Origin of the sequence: Mucilaginibacter gossypii (assembly GCF_017569325.2) — a bacterium.
Lineage (GTDB): Bacteria > Bacteroidota > Bacteroidia > Sphingobacteriales > Sphingobacteriaceae > Mucilaginibacter > Mucilaginibacter gossypii.
The window spans coordinates 4182969-4198882 of sequence record NZ_CP071878.2; the positions used below are offsets into that span (position 1 = coordinate 4182969).

A 15914-nucleotide genomic window follows, 5' to 3' on the forward strand; every position below is an offset into this window, starting at 1 on the left:
GATAGTTATATAGTTATTTACTTTTTTCCCAAGCCATCCGCATATATTTCCGCACCTCATCATTAATATCTTCCTTAAAATACATCCTGAAGTAGTGATTATATTGATCGGTGCCGGGCACTTGTTTTATTTTGCTGAAGCACAGGTTATCGTCATAAACCTGTTTAAAGGAAAATACCACATCAATAAAGTTTTTACCTAATTGGGTAACATAAGCAAAGTTTATCCTTGCTCCCAATGCAATCATGCTTTTGGTAGGATAAACTTTAATTTCGGCAATTTGCAGGTACTCGTCAACCAAATGATCAAACAGCGCTATGGTATGGGCCGTTTTGCCGCTTAGCGCTTCCGATAGCTCCCTGTCGCGGCATGAATGCACCTGGTTGGTAGCGGTAAATTCACGTTCGCATAAGGGGCAGTTCCACATAGGTTTTAAGCGGTTTTGGGTTCTTTCCCCAGCACGCTGTTTTTATAACTGTAGGTGGCATAAATCACTAAGCCAATCACCAGCCATATCAAAAACCGGAGCCAGTTGGTATAGCCAAGCTCGGTCATGAGGTAAAAGCAGCTCATCAGCCCCAAAACAGGGATGAGCGAGAAGTTTTTAATAAAGCTATAAACCGCTATAATAATGATTAGTATAAAGAAAAGATAGTTAGGGAAATTATACAGGAAGCCGTCAAAACCTAAATAATACTTCTTAGCATCGCTGATATCGTTCGTTTGCCTTAGTGCGGTATTGAATTTATCCTCTTCTATATCCTTAAAATATTTTTTAGCCGAGTCGGGCTGGACAGTTACATTAGCGTTATAAAGCTGACTGGTAGTTTTAAGCAGGCTCAGCTTGTCATTGTTGTCCATGTTATCAATGATATCGCTACGGTCTTTTAGCTTCTTAAACTGCATCATTTCAACCTGCGCGGCCGGTTTAAACCAGGCAACCGAGCCTAAAATCACCAGTGTGATAATTGGTATAATAAATTTACCATTTACATATGGTAAATGGAATTTGCCTTTAACAGCCTCTTCACGCGGCAGCAGCAGTACACCGCCGCAAACCAGTACAAATGCAAACAGGGTACCTATGCTGGTCAAATCGGTCACCTCGGTAAGGTTCATGAACAGGGCCGGTATAGCCACCACAAAACCGGTTACTACCGTGGCAAAAGCAGGTGTTTGATATTTTGGGTGGATACGTGAAAATGCTTTAGGCAATAAACCATCGCGGCTCATGCTCATCCAGATCCTGGGCTGGCCTAACTGGAATATCAGCAATACACTCGCCGTAGCAACAACTGCACTAATGGAGATCACATAGCTAATCTTATTTAAGCCCACCTTTGCAAAAACAAAGGCCAGTGGGTCGCCAACCTGCAGGTCTTTATAACTTACCATGCCGGTAAGCACCAATGCTATCAGGATATACAATACTGTACAAATCACCAGCGAATAGATCATGCCGCGGGGCAGGTCGCGCTGGGGCCTTTCACATTCTTCGGCTGTGGTTGAGATGGCGTCAAAGCCGATATAAGCAAAAAACACCCCTGATACCCCTTTCATAACACCACTGAAACCGTTAGGCATAAACGGGTGCCAGTTGGCAGGTGTTACGTAAAAAAAACCCACCACTATAACCGCTATAACAATCACTATCTTTAAAACCACCATGGCATTGGTGGCCTTTTTTGTTTCGCGGATACCAATATAAACAAGGTAGGTGATGATGATAACAATTAAAAGGGCCGGTAAATTGGCAATGAGCTTAAAACCGCCTATGCCCGGCGCCTGATCCCAGGCCAATGCTTCTGCTTTTACTTTATCACTGATATCAGCCAGATTTGTACCTGCTGCATGAACCTGCTCATGCCCGCGCAGGGCCGAAACATAGTCCATAGTCAGAAACTTGGGCATATGGATATGAAAGCCTTCCAACAGGTTTACAAAGTATTCGCTCCAGGAAATGGCTACCGCGATGTTGCCAATGGCGTATTCCATTAACAGGTCCCAGCCAATGATCCATGCTATCAATTCACCAAAAGAGGCATAAGCGTAGGTATATGCACTGCCCGCAACCGGGATACGCGAGGCAAACTCGGCATAACAAAGAGCCGAAAAGCCGCAGGTAACAGCGGTTAAAATAAATAGGATGGAAACCGCAGGGCCGCCGTGGAAAGAGGCTTCGCCAATTGTCGAAAATATACCTGCCCCCACAACGGCGGCTATGCCCATGAGGGTGAGGTCTTTTACGTTAAGTTCTTTTTTGAGTTGGGATGACGTTGTACCGGGATGCTCACTATCACTAAAACCACATTCAACATCATTTAAAATTTTTGCTACCGACTTTTTACGAAAGATACTTTTCGACATGTAGTTTAATTAATAAGTGCTAACCAATCTCAAAATTAATCATTTTTTTGCATTGAATAAGTATATGCTTACTTTGCAACATGAAGATAGGAATAAAAGACGTGTTGCACAGGATCCGCCCTTTTTTTATCCTTTACCTTATCCTTTTAGCCACCTGCCTGACTATCAAACTGCTATTTACCCGTGAAGCCATTTTTTTTACGGTTAATGGTTGGCACCACCCATGGCTTGATACCATTGAGCCTTATGTTACAGATATCGGCGACGGCACCACAGCCGTGATAGTATCACTTGCTATGCTTTTATTCAGCTACCGCAGCTGGCTGTTAATGGCCTCCAGCTATGCCATAACATCCGTCGCGGCACAAATCCTTAAATACATTTATATCGCCCCCCGGCCAAAGCTATACTTTGCCAGCCAGTGGAGCAGGGTACATACCGTAGAAGGTGTTTATATATTGGAGAAATACAGTTTTCCGTCCGGACATACGGTGAGTGCTTTTTCTGCCGCGCTGGTCATAACGTACCTCTGTAAAAACAAAGGCTGGGGAATCCCAGCCTTGTTTGTTGCCATAATGGTTGGCTATTCAAGAATTTATTTAACCGAGCACTTTTATGAAGACGTGCTTGCCGGCTCGGCTATTGGTGTGTTTGTTACTATATTTTGGCTAACATGGCTTGATGGTAAGCAGTTCATCAATTCGGCCAAATGGAACCGGGGCCTGCTCGATAACGTATTCAAAAAAGCCCCTGTCGCTAATTAAACTCCAGCTTCCAACTGACTGTTTTTACGTTTGATCACGGTTAATACGATAATCAGTATTATAACGGCGCCGCCACCATAAATACCTATTTTGGCCGGGGCGGACATGCCTTTTGCGTCAGACAAATACTGATCGCGGCGATCTAAAGTAGGTGCGATTTTGATAGAACTGGAAAATTGTTTCAGTTCGGCCTTTGCCAGATCAAGTCTTTGCTCCGGATAGTTATATTCAAAAGTATAGGTTACGTCCTGGGTATACAGCAGGATAAAATTTCTTAACTCCGGAGATTCGCCGGTTGAGCCGCTGTTATCAATCCTGAGGGTGAATACCTTTCCTTCCAGTTTACCGATAGTGGTATCACGCGGATACATTACACTGCCATTAACAGATTGTTTTTGAATGCCTTTGATGTAGGTTTTAAATACATCTTTCAAGTCGCTCTCCTTGTTTAAAGGTTTTGTATTAGCATTTGGCACGCGTAAAACAAGAATATTACCTAATGATGCACTACCCTGGTATATCTGCTGGCCTAATGTATCCTTTTTAGTAAAGCCTTCGGGTAATGAAACCGTGACAAGGCTATCTATCTTTACAGGTTTAAGTGCCTGGCTAAAACCTGTAAGCGAAAACAGTATTATGCTTAAGCTTAAAATTATCTTTTTCATATTTATTTAACTTGAAAAAGAAGAATAAGTTTTAACTAATAATACATTATGAGATTTACATGAAAGTTAAATGACTTATAATCAACAATATAAATATAAGCTAAAAGCTGAAAGCTCAAGGCTGAAAGCTTTTCAAACACAAAGCTTTCAGCCTTCGGCTTTGCGCGCTTAAATAAAGGCTTTAAGCTTTTTCAAAAGCTCATCCAGGCATACTTCTGCAAAGGCAGTTGATGAGTCTGAAACACCGTATGGAATAATGAGTTTATTGTTGTGTACAATTACCCCGCATGAATAAAGCACGTTAGGTACATAGCCTTCCCGCTCATCACTGTTGGGGATCAGCAAAGGCTCGCGCAGGCGGCCAATTTCAACCGTTGGGTCATCCAGTTTAAGCAGACTTGCACCCAGCACATAACGGCGCATGGGACCAACGCCATGGGTTATCATGATCCATCCATCGGGTGTTTCAATCGGCGAGCCGCAATTACCTATCTGCACAAACTCCCAGCTAAATTTAGGCTGTTGCAGCATCACCGGCTTTTCCCAAATATTGATCTTATCCGAGTACATGATATAGTTATTGCAGCCGTCTATCCGCGATATCATCACATACTTGCCGTTCACCTTGCGCGGAAACAAGGCCAGGTTTTTATTCTGTGCACCGGCTCCGTACAAAGGCATGATCTTAAAATTATAAAAGTCGGTTGTTTGCAGCAGCTTAGGCATAATCAGCGAGCCATCATAAGCTGTATAGGTAGCGTAATATAGTTTGCTGCCGTCATCGTTGGTAAACTGTACAAAACGGGCATCCTCAATACCCTTACGTTCATATTCGGATATCGGGAAGATCACCCTGTCGGAAATATCTGTATCCAATGAAAAAACAATTTCATAATAGGAGTCTGCAAGCCAAAGCACTTTATCATACTCCAACCGCTTCATATCGTCTTCCTGCAGTTTTTGCGAATCCATAATGATCCGGCGCAGGTTGGCGTACTCAAAATGATGATCGAGTTTTGATTCCAGCTCGCTTATAACATCAATATTAATTTGGGTGATGGCAGCTTTTTCAAAAAAAAGCTTTTTATTATAAACGGCATTCCTCACAATTTCGGCCTCATCAATGTAACTGCCCGCAGGTTGTATGCTGATGTTGTTATCCTTATCTATCAAGGCCCGGCGAAAAGTTATGGAAGAGATATGCCCCTCGCCTACCGCCCGGAAACTGATGATCACCCTGCGCTGGCCGTCTTCAAGCTCAGTTTGGTCGGGATCTTCAACTATCGAGGGATTAAAAAAAGCAGCCGATTCTATTGAATACTCATGCGTAAAATAAGACCCAATGAGCAGCTTTCGGTAAACGGTAAGCGTATCAAAATCAATATTGAGCTCTAAAAACAAAGGCTTAAGCTTGCTGCAATGCCTGTTGAGCACCCGGGTAATATTACGGTGCCTTTTGGAATATTCCTGCAGCAAGGGCGATACAATGCCAAAAGCATCATCTTCGCTGATTAACATTACACGCTCAATAACCTCTTTGGCGCGATCGTTCCCATTAAAAAAAAATCTTGCTATTACACGTTTCGGATCTGGATTTACCCGGATGGGTTTGCGTTCGATAGAAAGTCTCATACAATGAAGTGGTAGCTTTTAGTTTGTAACACCAATCGGCGCAAATTGATTTGCGCTTTTTTAATTTAAACGCAAGATTTAAAAAAATGGCACTTTACAGGACGCTATAAAAGCCTATCTTCATACTTTATTAATCTTCGGTACGGTATTTTGCCCGCCGTGAATAATCTTGATCCTGTAACCCTTATTGATAGTTCCTGTAAATGCACAATTATGAACGTACTAATTGTTGAAGACGAAAAAGGCCTTGCGCTTGAGGTTGATGAATTTTTAAGCCACGAAGGTTTTACGGTTGAACATGCCCGCACTAAAAAATCGGCATCTGAAAAAATCTTCGTAAACAATTATGACTTTATCCTGCTTGACCTGGGATTGCCCGACGGTGACGGCTTTGACCTGCTTAAAATGCTGAAAGGCATGAACGAGCGCGAAGATGCTGTAATTATCCTCACCGCACGCGGCGCTGTTGACGACCGGGTATCGGGCCTTGAACAGGGTGCCGACGATTACCTGGCAAAGCCGTTTTCATTAAACGAACTATTAGCCCGCATGCACGCCATCACCCGCCGCAAACACCGCCTGGAGAGTAATGACATTAATGTAAAAGGGTTAAAGATCAACATACAAAACCGTACCGTTACTTACAACGATGAGCGTATAACCCTCACCAAAAAAGAGTTCGAGATCTTCAACTACCTGGTGCTAAACAAAAACAGGGTAATATCGCGCACCAACCTCACCGAACATGTTTGGGGCGATGTATTGGAAATAAATTCCGACTCTAACTTTGTGGACGTGCACGTTAAAAACCTGCGTAAAAAGCTATCGGCATATATCCCTATAGATTGGTTTGAAACCGTAAGGAGCATCGGCTACCGTATCAACATCTGAAATTGACAGCCTCATGAAATTACAGGTAAAACTGGCCCTTTATAATACATTAACCAAATTAGCCATTATACTTTTCACTGGCCTGCTTATCCTGCTTTCTATCGAAAAAATTTCTTATGACCATGTTGAGCTTAGATTGGAGGATGATGAAAAGGAAATACTCAAAAACCTAAGTTCAAAAGAGATCAATGGCTATCTATCAACTCAAAGAACGTATAAGGACTACAATATTTTAAAAGAGGAATTTATTATTATAAAACCGGTTAAGTTTGAACCCACAGTTATCGAAGATGCAAAGTTTACTACAGAAATCCGAACTAATGAAAGTGTAACGCAAACTTATCGCATACTTACTCATCAGTTTAATTTTAATAACCATACCTATTTACTTGAAATTGGCGTAGCGGTTACCTCTGTTGAGGAATTAAAATCCATCATTAAAAGGTTTACCCTTTTGACATTGATAATAGCACTCGCCCTCACGCTGGTAAGCGACCTGGTGTTTACCAAATTTTTGCTTGCCCCCTTTTATAAGATCATCGACCGCAAGCTGATCAAAGTAAATGATCCTATGAACTTTGATTATGAAAAGATCCAGACCACCACACAGGATTTCGAACTGCTTGATGACAGTATCAGCACACTCATGAAAAAGATCAGTAACCTGTTTGCTCTGGAAAAACAGTTTATTGCCAATGTATCGCATGAGTTACTTACGCCCATATCAATTATCAGCTCGCGGCTGGAGAATATTTTATTGCAGGAAGAACTCAGCGAAGCCAGCGAAAACAAAATGCACGCCTCGCTGAAAACATTAAACCGGCTTAAATCTATCATCAATAGCCTGCTGCTAATATCAAAAGTTGAAAATAACCAGTATGCCAAGAGCGATGTGGTGATGATAGCAGGTGTAATTATGGAGATACAAGAAGAACTGGAAGATCGTTTGGAAGAAAAGCATCTCACCTTCAACAATAACATTAAATACATCTACTCCATTATGGGTAACCGCCCCCTAATGCATACCCTATTGTTCAATTTGATAAACAATGCTATTAAATACAATAAACCCAAAGGCAGTATTACCGTTGCCGATGAATTGAAGGAAGATATTTATATACTGGAAATTACAGACACAGGTGTGGGGATGAACCAACAACAAATAGAAAACGCTTTTAACCGTTTTGAAAAATTTGAGACTGAAGAAAAGGAAAGCTACGGCCTTGGTTTAGCTATTGTGAAAAGTATTACCGCTTTTCATGGCATCCGGGTAAAAATAGATTCGGTAAAAGACAGGGGTACCAGTATCTATCTCATATTTAACCGCGAGCTTGACTTCACTTAATCTTCACATTGTATCAATACATTTACAAAGTTTATTTTGTAAGTAGATCCCCTATTTAACTATAGAGGCCGTTTTCCAGATGGGAATGGCCTTTTTTTGTTTTCAAGAAAACCCAATCAAAAAACTACCGTCGTTGCGAGGTACGAAGCAATGACGCCTTTTTTACAAAATAATCTCTTATATCATCTTATTCCGCTTAACCAGGTAAGTGTTCAGGATATGATGATAGCCTTCATGGATATCGGCATCAACCAGATCAATATGATACTGTGCGCATTTTAACTCCAGCTGATGGCGATACTCCTTTAACGATGCCTTGTAGGCGTCGCGGATGCGGGCCGGGTTCACTTTCAGTTCGTCACCGTTTTCGATATCAATAAAATGATGAGGGCGGTTATCAAAATTAAACTCAAGCTCTTTTTGCTTATCGGTAACGTTGAAAATCACCACTTCATGTTTATTGAATTTCAAATGTTGGATAGCAGCAAACAAAGCCTGCTGTTTTTCGGCATCCAGATTATTTTCCAGCATATCGCTAAAAATGATCACCAACGAGCGTTGGTGAATTTCCTGGGCTATATGATGCAGCACATTGGTGATATTGGTTTGCGTGTTTGCCTTTGGACTGGCATACATTTTTTCCAGCTCAGCATATAAATAAAACAGGTGCGTTGTAGTTGATTTTGCCGCACTGATCCAGTCTATCTTGTCCGAAAACATACAGAGCCCAAACGCATCGCGCTGTTTTTTGAACAGATACATGAGCGATGCTATAGCATAAACCGAAAACTGAAGTTTATTGGTACCAGTTTCGGGAAAGTTCATGGACGATGATGTATCCAGCAGCAGGAAACAACGAAGATTAGTTTCTTCTTCAAACTGCTTTACAAACAGTTTATCGGTACGGGCCAGCAGCTTCCAGTCGATATTTTTTACCGATTCGCCGTTGTTGTACAAACGGTGCTCAGCAAACTCGACCGAAAATCCGTGGAAAGGACTTTGGTGTAAGCCTGTAATAAAACCTTCAACCACCTGCCGGGCCAGCAATTCCAGATTGGCCAGTTGTCTTATTTGCTGATCGTCACTTAATTTGGGCATAGGCTAATATAGGGCATAAAAAAAGCGCTGCAAAATTGCAACGCTTTTTCACTAATATATGTTGTGTTAATGCTACAGTGAATAGCATTAAATAAGCCTGTTTGAGTTATGCTAACTGTTTTGCAAGTTTATCAGTTAATACTGATTTTGGCACAGCACCAATTTGTTTATCCACAATTTCGCCATTTTTGAAGAACAATAAGGCAGGGATGTTACGGATACCGTATTTTACAGATATACCTGGGTTGTTGTCAACGTCTACTTTACCAACAACAGCTTTGCCTTCATATTCTTTTGCAATATCTTCAACTACCGGACCTACCATCCTACACGGACCGCACCATTCTGCCCAAAAGTCAATTAATACCGGTTTGTCTGATTTCAGGACAAGCTCGTCAAAGTTTGCATCAGTTATTTCTAAAGCCATGATTTCTATTTTTTAAATTTTGTACTTACAAATATATGCTATTCAAATTGCTTGCCACAAGTGTACTACTGACAATGTGACAATTATATTATTATAATACGCAGCCTTAACGCAGGCATGACCATTTGTCGCATTTACACCCTTAAATACCACCTTGCGACATGACGTATTAACACAAATTACCTATTTCCAAAGCATATTTACAACTATAGCGGCGGGTTACTTTTTAACATTGGGGGTATTAATTAACACATAGCTATAGAATTATGTTTACGATTATTATCCCGCTGTTACTTAACTTCTTTACGCCGATACTCCAGTTTAAGCTATCATCACGCAGGATAAACGGTCAAATCAAATTGCCTTTATCCATAATTATATTTTTGTCGCTTTTGCTGGCAGCAGGCTTAGCCACCCTTTCTTTTATGATTTCGCTATATAGCGTACCTGCCGATATCAAATGTGCTATAGGATGCACTATATTTATATCAATAGGTATCTTAAATGTAGGCTTTATAGTTCCGGTTATTGGAGTTTGTAGTTTTATAACGTACTATAAATTAATGTAAGAAAAGGCAGCAATATAATTATATCGAAATGCTTATCTTTTTAATTTGGCTTATTGCCCCGGTTGTACAAATGATCCTTTCATCATTAAGGATAAAGGGTCGGATCATATTACCTATAATAGGCAGTACCGTATTGTCATGGGGATTGGGCATAGCGTTAACAGTTGCAGCCCTTCCGTATCTTGTTCCGCCACCACCACCCTCATCCTCTCACCCGGCCGGGCGATGTGGTATGCCCGAGATGGCCGTACTTTTCGGCGGCATTTTCATTGATGGGGTAGTCGCCTTATCTATTGGTATCTTCAGTTATATTATTTACCTCATCAAAACAAAAAATGACCGGAAGCCACAGCCGCCGGTCATCAGTTAATAAATTTATCATGCCTCCATGAATTATATCTTGATCAAATTTTCACGGAAGATAGGTTTTTAAAAGTCTCCCCTTCAGGGGAGATTTAGAGGGGTTTATGCACCTTTTAAAGTAGCCATACCGCCGTCAGCAATCAATTCGGCACCGGTAATAAATGTTGAATCGTCAGATGCGAAGAAGGTTACTGTTTTGGCAATCTCTTCGGCCAAACCAAAACGGCCCATAGGGATCTGTTTGATCAGTTCGGAACCCATGCCTTCCAATTGTTCCTGGGTTAAGCCTAATTTATCGGCAGTGTGTAAAGGTGTTACAACCGGACCAGGGCTTACAGAGTTAACCCTGATGCGACGTGGCAACAACTCGGCCGAAATGTTTTTAGCTAATGAAAGCAATGCTGCTTTACTTGCTGCATAAACAGTTGCTCCGGCCATACCAATATGTGCGTTAATTGATGTATTCAGGATGATAGAGCCGCCATCATTAATTAAAGGCAACAATTGCTGAATACTGAAGTAGGCACCTTTAAAGTTGATGTTCATGATATCATCAAACATCTGCTCGCTCATTTGCTCAGTTGAATTGAACTGGCCAATACCTGCATTAACAAATACGATGTCAATTTTTTCGGCAATAGCTTTTACCTTTTCACCCAATTGCTTAACCTGGTTGATGTCGCCGCTATCTGCAATTACACCTTGAGCATCAGCACCAAGTGTTTCAATTGCTTCGTTGATTGATTTTTGGTTCCTGCCGGTGATGATCACTTTTGCACCTTGTGCGATGAATTCTTGTGCTGTGGCCAGGCCTATACCACTGTTGCCGCCTGTTATTACTGCTGTTTTTCCTTGTAACTTTTTCATTATCTTTGTTATTGATACATCAAAGGTACAGTGAGTTATAGCTACCCACAAGAATGCACCATTTTGTGTGCAACATACTTTTTGGTAGGTTATGGACCGGTTTGATGCAATCGACATATCGCCTTTTTCATTATGACAAAAAACAGACATTCCGATCACTCCTGCACTATGGCAGCAGCCCTAAGCGTGATTAGTGGTAAGTGGAAACTGAGTATAATAAACCAATTATTAAGCGGTCAGAAGCGTTACAGCGAGATAAACCGGGCCATCCCCGGCATGACCGAAAAGATGCTTTCGCAACAGATCCGCGAACTGGAAGAAGACGGCATAGTATCCCGCCATATTTTTCCCGAAGTACCGCCAAGGGTTGAATATTCCCTCACCCCTATCGGCGAAGAACTATCATCTATATTTTACACCCTCGAAAGATGGGGAAGCCATTACATGACTGTAACTAATGCTAATGGCGAAGTAATTAAGCCTGATTATACTTGTTATACTTTAGTGAAACAGGATGATGAGGTGGTGAAAGTGGAAGTGTAAAATGTAGATGTTGTAAAACGATATCTCTACAGGCTTTTCTTGTATTTTTTACCAGGACGGCGACTGGTATGGAATATTGAATAAACAAAGATGAGACCCTTTTCAGAGTAAATTCTAAAAATGATCAAAAAAGGGAAGTCATCCACTTTACATTCCCGTATTTTCCCGCTTTTATTAGGATAAAAAAGAGGATTATTACTTATACTATTTAATTTTCGCTCAACAGAGGTTTCAAAACGATCTCCCAATCCGGTTAATTGCTCCTCATACCACCTGTATGCTTTCTGATATTCTATTTCGGCTTTCGGAAGTAATTCAATGTTATATCTCATCAGAACTACCGTGCTCTTGCATTTTTCTTAACCTGCTCCCAGGGAATTCCAACAACTCTGCCACTTTCATAATCATCTACGCGGCTTTTCATTTCATTTAAAAAATCCTGATCCTCCCATAAATCAAGCTCATCTTGTATCTCACTCTCAACCATGGTATATATCGCGGCTACTTTTTTATCGTCAGCAAAACGGATATACTCTTGCAGTCTTTCCCTAATAACTTCTGTTTCCATAATAACGATCACTTGTTAAACAAATTTAACCTATAAATTTAACTATATCAAGCTTCATAACTACCTTAACTCAGCACCGGCTCCTCATTAGTCAAACTATGTATCCCCGCCATAAAATCATCGCTTGGATTTACCTTGAATGATTTAGATGACAGTTCAACAAGCATAACCTCTTCCCTATCCTTGATTTGGAAACGGAGCTTACAATTTTTAACTGGATACTTTTGATTGTTATCATCTATCATGTGCTGGATATCATCCAGCAGTTTACTGTTGAGCATTTGTACATCAATGCAAACAGTTAATGATTTGGTAAGTTTATCCCGCATTTCTGATAGCAGGTCCATCACCATGATGCGCAAATCCCAGTTATCTTTCTGGCGGAACTTTTCTTCAATGTTTCCTTTAATATGCAGGAAGTAGCCTTCCATCATCATATTGCGGAACTTTACATAATCATCGCCAAACAACGCAAACTCATACGATTCATTGTAATCTTCAAAAACAAAGGTACCGAATGGCTTACCCGTTTTGGTCATTTTATGCTGAACGCTTGATACCAGGCCACCTATCCTTAACTCACCGCGACGGCGTAGTTCATTAAACGCCGCAGTTACATCTTCGCCGCCTTCGCCCGAGCGGGCTTTTTGCATCAGTTTCAGATCGCTAATATTTGCGTTACAAAAACGTTTAAGTTCAACCTTATAATTATCCAAGGGGTGACCGGTCAAATAAATTCCGATAACCATTTTTTCGTACTTCAGCTTTTCTATCAGCGGCCATTCTTCAACATCGGGCATAGCAGGCTCCGGTACATATGATGCCACCGAACCGCCAAATAATGACGATTGCGAACTGCTTTGTACATTCTGATAATCGTTAGCATATTTGATCAGGCGTTCAACACCTGTTAATGTACCCAACTCGGTTTTGGCAAAAAACTGTGCACGCGGAATCCCGAAACCATCAAACGCACCACCATAAACAAGGTTCTCGTACGATTTACGGTTGACACTGCGGGTATTGGAACGTCTTGCAAAATCATATACTGTTTCAAACGGGCCGTTAGCATTACGTTCTTCAATGATACTTTCCACCGCTTTATCACCCACACCTTTTACACCGGTTAACCCGAAACGTACCTGGCCACGCTTGTTCACCGCAAACGCCATGTCCGACTCGTTGATATCCGGCCCTAATACTTCAACGCCCATTCGGCGGCACTCCTCCATAAAGAAGGTAATTTTTTCAATATTGTTCTGGTTATTCAAAACCGCCGCCATGTACTCTGACGGATAGTGTGCTTTTAAGTAAGCTGTTTGGTATGCCACGAAAGCGTAGCATGTAGAGTGCGATTTGTTGAACGCATACTGAGCAAATGCCTTCCAGTCCGTCCAGATTTTGGTAAGCTTATCTTTTGGATGGCCTTTAGCTATCGCCCCGTCCATGAACTGGGCTTCCATCTTGTTCAGTACCTCAATCTGCTTTTTACCCATCGCCTTACGCAAAACGTCGGCATCACCTTTACTAAAGCCTGCTAACTTTTGCGACAGAAGCATCACCTGTTCCTGATATACGGTAATACCATAGGTTTCTCCCAGGTATTCCTCCATATCTGGCAAGTCGAACACTATCGGTTCGCGGCCATGCTTACGGGCAATAAAGTTTGGGATATACTCTATCGGGCCCGGACGGTAAAGGGCGTTCATGGCAATTAAATCCTCAAACTTATCGGGCTTAAGCTCGCGCAGGTACATTTGCATACCATCACTTTCAAACTGGAAAGTACCGTTGGTATCGCCGCGCTGATAAAGCTCATAAGTTTTAATATCATCAAGCGGGATGTAGTCGATATCGATCACCACACCATGATTTTGCCTGATCATGCGCAGGGCATCCTTAATAATGGTAAGGGTTTTTAAACCCAAAAAATCCATCTTAATTACACCCGCATCCTCAATTACGCGGCCATCATATTGGGTAACCAGTAAGTCCGAATCTTTTGCTGTCGCTACCGGTACAATCTCGGTAAGGTCATAAGGGGCAATGATGATACCTGCGGCGTGTACACCGGTATTACGTACCGATCCTTCCAGTTTTTCGGCTTCACGCAATACCTGTGCTTTTAGGTCGTTACCGTTCAGGATCTCTTTTAGTTCCGGCACCTGTTCAATGGCATCTTTGAGGGTGATACCCAGGGTTTCAGGCACCAGTTTCTTCATGGCACTTACATCGGCCAGTGGCATATCCAATACACGGCCCACGTCCTGGATACTGGTGCGGGCAGCCATCGAGCCATAGGTAATGATCTGCGCTACCTGGTTTTTGCCATATTTATCAACCACATAGTCAATAACCCGCTGGCGACCGGCATCATCAAAGTCCGTATCAATATCGGGCATCGATTTACGGTCGGGGTTCAGGAACCTCTCAAACAGGAGGTTGTACTTCATCGGATCAATATTCGTGATCCCGGTACAGTAAGCCACTACCGATCCAGCCGCCGAACCACGTCCCGGGCCAATGAACACGCCCATATCGCGGCCAGCCTTTATAAAGTCTGCCACGATGAGGAAGTACCCTGCAAAACCCATAGTACGAATGGTGAACAACTCAAAATTGATGCGTTCTTCGGTTTCCGGACTAATATCACGATAACGCTCCTTAGCGCCCATAAAGGTAAGGTGCTTCAGGTATTCCCATTGATTTAAAGTATCGGCATCGGGTGTTTTGTGGATCTTAAACTCTTCAGGAATTACATAATTAGGCAGCAGGATATCGCGTTTTAGCTTTAACACCTCCACCTTGTCAACAATTTCATTGGTATTATCCAGTGACTCGGGCAGGTCATGGAACAGCTTGCCCATTTCCTCCTGTGTTTTAAAGTAAAACTGATCGTTAGGGAAACCGAAACGATAGCCTTTACCACCTTCCTCGTCGGTAGCTATTGGGGTGCTTTGCATATCGCCTGTGTTTACGCAAAGCAAAATATCGTGCGCGTTTGAGTCTTGCTGATCTACGTAATGAGAATCGTTTGAACAAATCACTTTTACGTTATACTTTTTAGCATAAGTGAGCAGCACATTATTGATAATTTGCTGCTCCGGGATTTCGTGACGCTGTAACTCGATATAAAAGTCCTCACCAAACAAATCCAGCCACCATTTAAACTCCTTTTCGGCATTTTCGGGCGTATCCCTTAAAATAGCTTGTGGTACCGAAGCCCCAATACAACAGGTAGTAGCAATGATACCTTCGTGGTATTTTAAGATCAGTTCCTTATCAATACGAGGCCATTTGCTATACAGCCCTTCCATATACCCCAATGAGCATAGCTTAACCAGGTTTTTGTAGCCCGTAGGGTTTTTAGCCAGCATCAGTTGATGGCGGCGAACATCCTTATTTTCTTTGGTAAATTGCTTTTTATGCCTGTCTTCAACCACGTAAAACTCGCAACCTACAATGGGTTTTACATTGTGTTTACCGGCTTCGGCTACAAACTTAAATACGCCGAACATGTTGCCGTGGTCGGTAATAGCAAGGGCCTTCATCCCATCCTTAGCGGCTTTTTTATACAGCTTGGAAATATCGGCTGCCCCATCAAGCAGGGAGAATTGGGTATGTACGTGGAGGTGTGAAAAATCAGGCATAGTAAATCCGTTTCAACAAAATCTTTATGAGGTACAAAGTTAAAACAAGTTAGGGATGTAGACTGTTAAAAAGTAGCGCTGTGGAAATTTAATTAAAGCCACCCCATTTTGTAAATTATACAACAACACACAGCAAACTGCTATACTTAGCATGTTATTTGTTTA

At 41.8% G+C, this 15914-nt stretch carries 16 protein-coding genes; 6 read left to right on the plus strand and 10 right to left on the minus strand.

All coding sequences use genetic code 11. From position 1 onward, the window contains the following. Window positions 1-13 precede the first annotated feature (13 nt). On the minus strand, window positions 14-427 hold the full coding sequence (locus J3L18_RS17505; RefSeq protein ID WP_223266258.1) for a DUF5655 domain-containing protein: 414 nt from the start codon (window positions 425-427) through the stop codon (window positions 14-16). Between the two features lie 5 nt (window positions 428-432). After that, on the minus strand, window positions 433-2367 hold the full coding sequence (locus J3L18_RS17510) for an amino acid permease (protein WP_129570996.1): 1935 nt from the start codon (window positions 2365-2367) through the stop codon (window positions 433-435). Between the two features lie 80 nt (window positions 2368-2447). Between J3L18_RS17510 and J3L18_RS17515 the strand changes: the two genes are divergently transcribed. Further along, window positions 2448-3131 carry a phosphatase PAP2 family protein gene (locus tag J3L18_RS17515; RefSeq protein WP_091172633.1) on the plus strand — a complete coding sequence of 228 codons (684 nt, stop codon included), beginning with the start codon at window positions 2448-2450 and terminating at the stop codon, window positions 3129-3131. Here the strand turns inward: J3L18_RS17515 and J3L18_RS17520 are convergent. Together J3L18_RS17520 and J3L18_RS17525 are read right to left on the minus strand one after the other, a co-directional pair. Continuing rightward, entirely contained in the window at window positions 3128-3796 is a 669-nt protein-coding gene (locus tag J3L18_RS17520; protein ID WP_091172635.1) for a hypothetical protein, read from the minus strand. The two genes, J3L18_RS17515 and J3L18_RS17520, sit on opposite strands and share 4 nt — an antisense overlap. 168 nt (window positions 3797-3964) lie before the next feature. Further along, a complete protein-coding gene (locus J3L18_RS17525; protein ID WP_129570995.1) occupies window positions 3965-5428 on the minus strand; it encodes a glycoside hydrolase family 130 protein in 1464 nt (487 codons plus the stop codon). 213 nt (window positions 5429-5641) lie between these two features. Here J3L18_RS17525 and J3L18_RS17530 point away from each other — a divergent pair, with 213 nt between their 5' ends. Together J3L18_RS17530 and J3L18_RS17535 are read left to right on the plus strand one after the other, a co-directional pair. Next, complete coding sequence (locus J3L18_RS17530) at window positions 5642-6319, plus strand: response regulator transcription factor (RefSeq protein ID WP_091172639.1); 678 nt, start codon at window positions 5642-5644, stop codon at window positions 6317-6319. A 13-nt stretch (window positions 6320-6332) separates the two neighbouring features. Continuing rightward, window positions 6333-7664, plus strand: a complete 1332-nt coding sequence (locus J3L18_RS17535; RefSeq protein ID WP_129570994.1) for a sensor histidine kinase — start codon at window positions 6333-6335, stop codon at window positions 7662-7664. A 177-nt stretch (window positions 7665-7841) separates the two neighbouring features. Here J3L18_RS17535 and J3L18_RS17540 read toward each other — a convergent pair whose 3' ends face one another. Together J3L18_RS17540 and trxA are read right to left on the minus strand one after the other, a co-directional pair. After that, window positions 7842-8762 carry a DUF58 domain-containing protein gene (locus tag J3L18_RS17540; protein WP_129570993.1) on the minus strand — a complete coding sequence of 307 codons (921 nt, stop codon included), beginning with the start codon at window positions 8760-8762 and terminating at the stop codon, window positions 7842-7844. 106 nt (window positions 8763-8868) lie between these two features. Continuing rightward, a complete protein-coding gene (trxA, locus tag J3L18_RS17545) occupies window positions 8869-9189 on the minus strand; it encodes a thioredoxin (RefSeq protein ID WP_022831961.1) in 321 nt (106 codons plus the stop codon). A gap of 266 nt (window positions 9190-9455) precedes the next feature. Between trxA and J3L18_RS17550 the strand changes: the two genes are divergently transcribed. Next, window positions 9456-9758 (plus strand): hypothetical protein, encoded by a 303-nt coding sequence (locus J3L18_RS17550; protein ID WP_311084053.1) that lies wholly within the window; start codon window positions 9456-9458, stop codon window positions 9756-9758. 28 nt (window positions 9759-9786) lie between these two features. Continuing rightward, on the plus strand, window positions 9787-10128 hold the full coding sequence (locus J3L18_RS17555; RefSeq protein ID WP_091172648.1) for a hypothetical protein: 342 nt from the start codon (window positions 9787-9789) through the stop codon (window positions 10126-10128). A gap of 95 nt (window positions 10129-10223) precedes the next feature. On the opposite strand, the gene J3L18_RS17560 is transcribed toward J3L18_RS17555, so the two are convergent. Then, entirely contained in the window at window positions 10224-10988 is a 765-nt protein-coding gene (locus J3L18_RS17560; RefSeq protein ID WP_129570992.1) for an SDR family oxidoreductase, read from the minus strand. Between the two features lie 132 nt (window positions 10989-11120). Here J3L18_RS17560 and J3L18_RS17565 point away from each other — a divergent pair, with 132 nt between their 5' ends. Continuing rightward, a complete protein-coding gene (locus J3L18_RS17565; RefSeq protein WP_129570991.1) occupies window positions 11121-11531 on the plus strand; it encodes a winged helix-turn-helix transcriptional regulator in 411 nt (136 codons plus the stop codon). A gap of 26 nt (window positions 11532-11557) precedes the next feature. On the opposite strand, the gene J3L18_RS17570 is transcribed toward J3L18_RS17565, so the two are convergent. The 3 genes from J3L18_RS17570 to dnaE all read right to left on the minus strand — a co-directional run bounded on the left by J3L18_RS17570 (window position 11558) and on the right by dnaE (window position 15749). Continuing rightward, window positions 11558-11863 (minus strand): type II toxin-antitoxin system RelE/ParE family toxin, encoded by a 306-nt coding sequence (locus J3L18_RS17570; RefSeq protein ID WP_129570990.1) that lies wholly within the window; start codon window positions 11861-11863, stop codon window positions 11558-11560. A gap of 5 nt (window positions 11864-11868) precedes the next feature. Continuing rightward, a complete protein-coding gene (locus tag J3L18_RS17575; protein WP_091172657.1) occupies window positions 11869-12099 on the minus strand; it encodes an addiction module protein in 231 nt (76 codons plus the stop codon). A gap of 65 nt (window positions 12100-12164) precedes the next feature. Further along, on the minus strand, window positions 12165-15749 hold the full coding sequence (dnaE, locus tag J3L18_RS17580; protein WP_091172660.1) for a DNA polymerase III subunit alpha: 3585 nt from the start codon (window positions 15747-15749) through the stop codon (window positions 12165-12167). Window positions 15750-15914 lie beyond the last annotated feature (165 nt).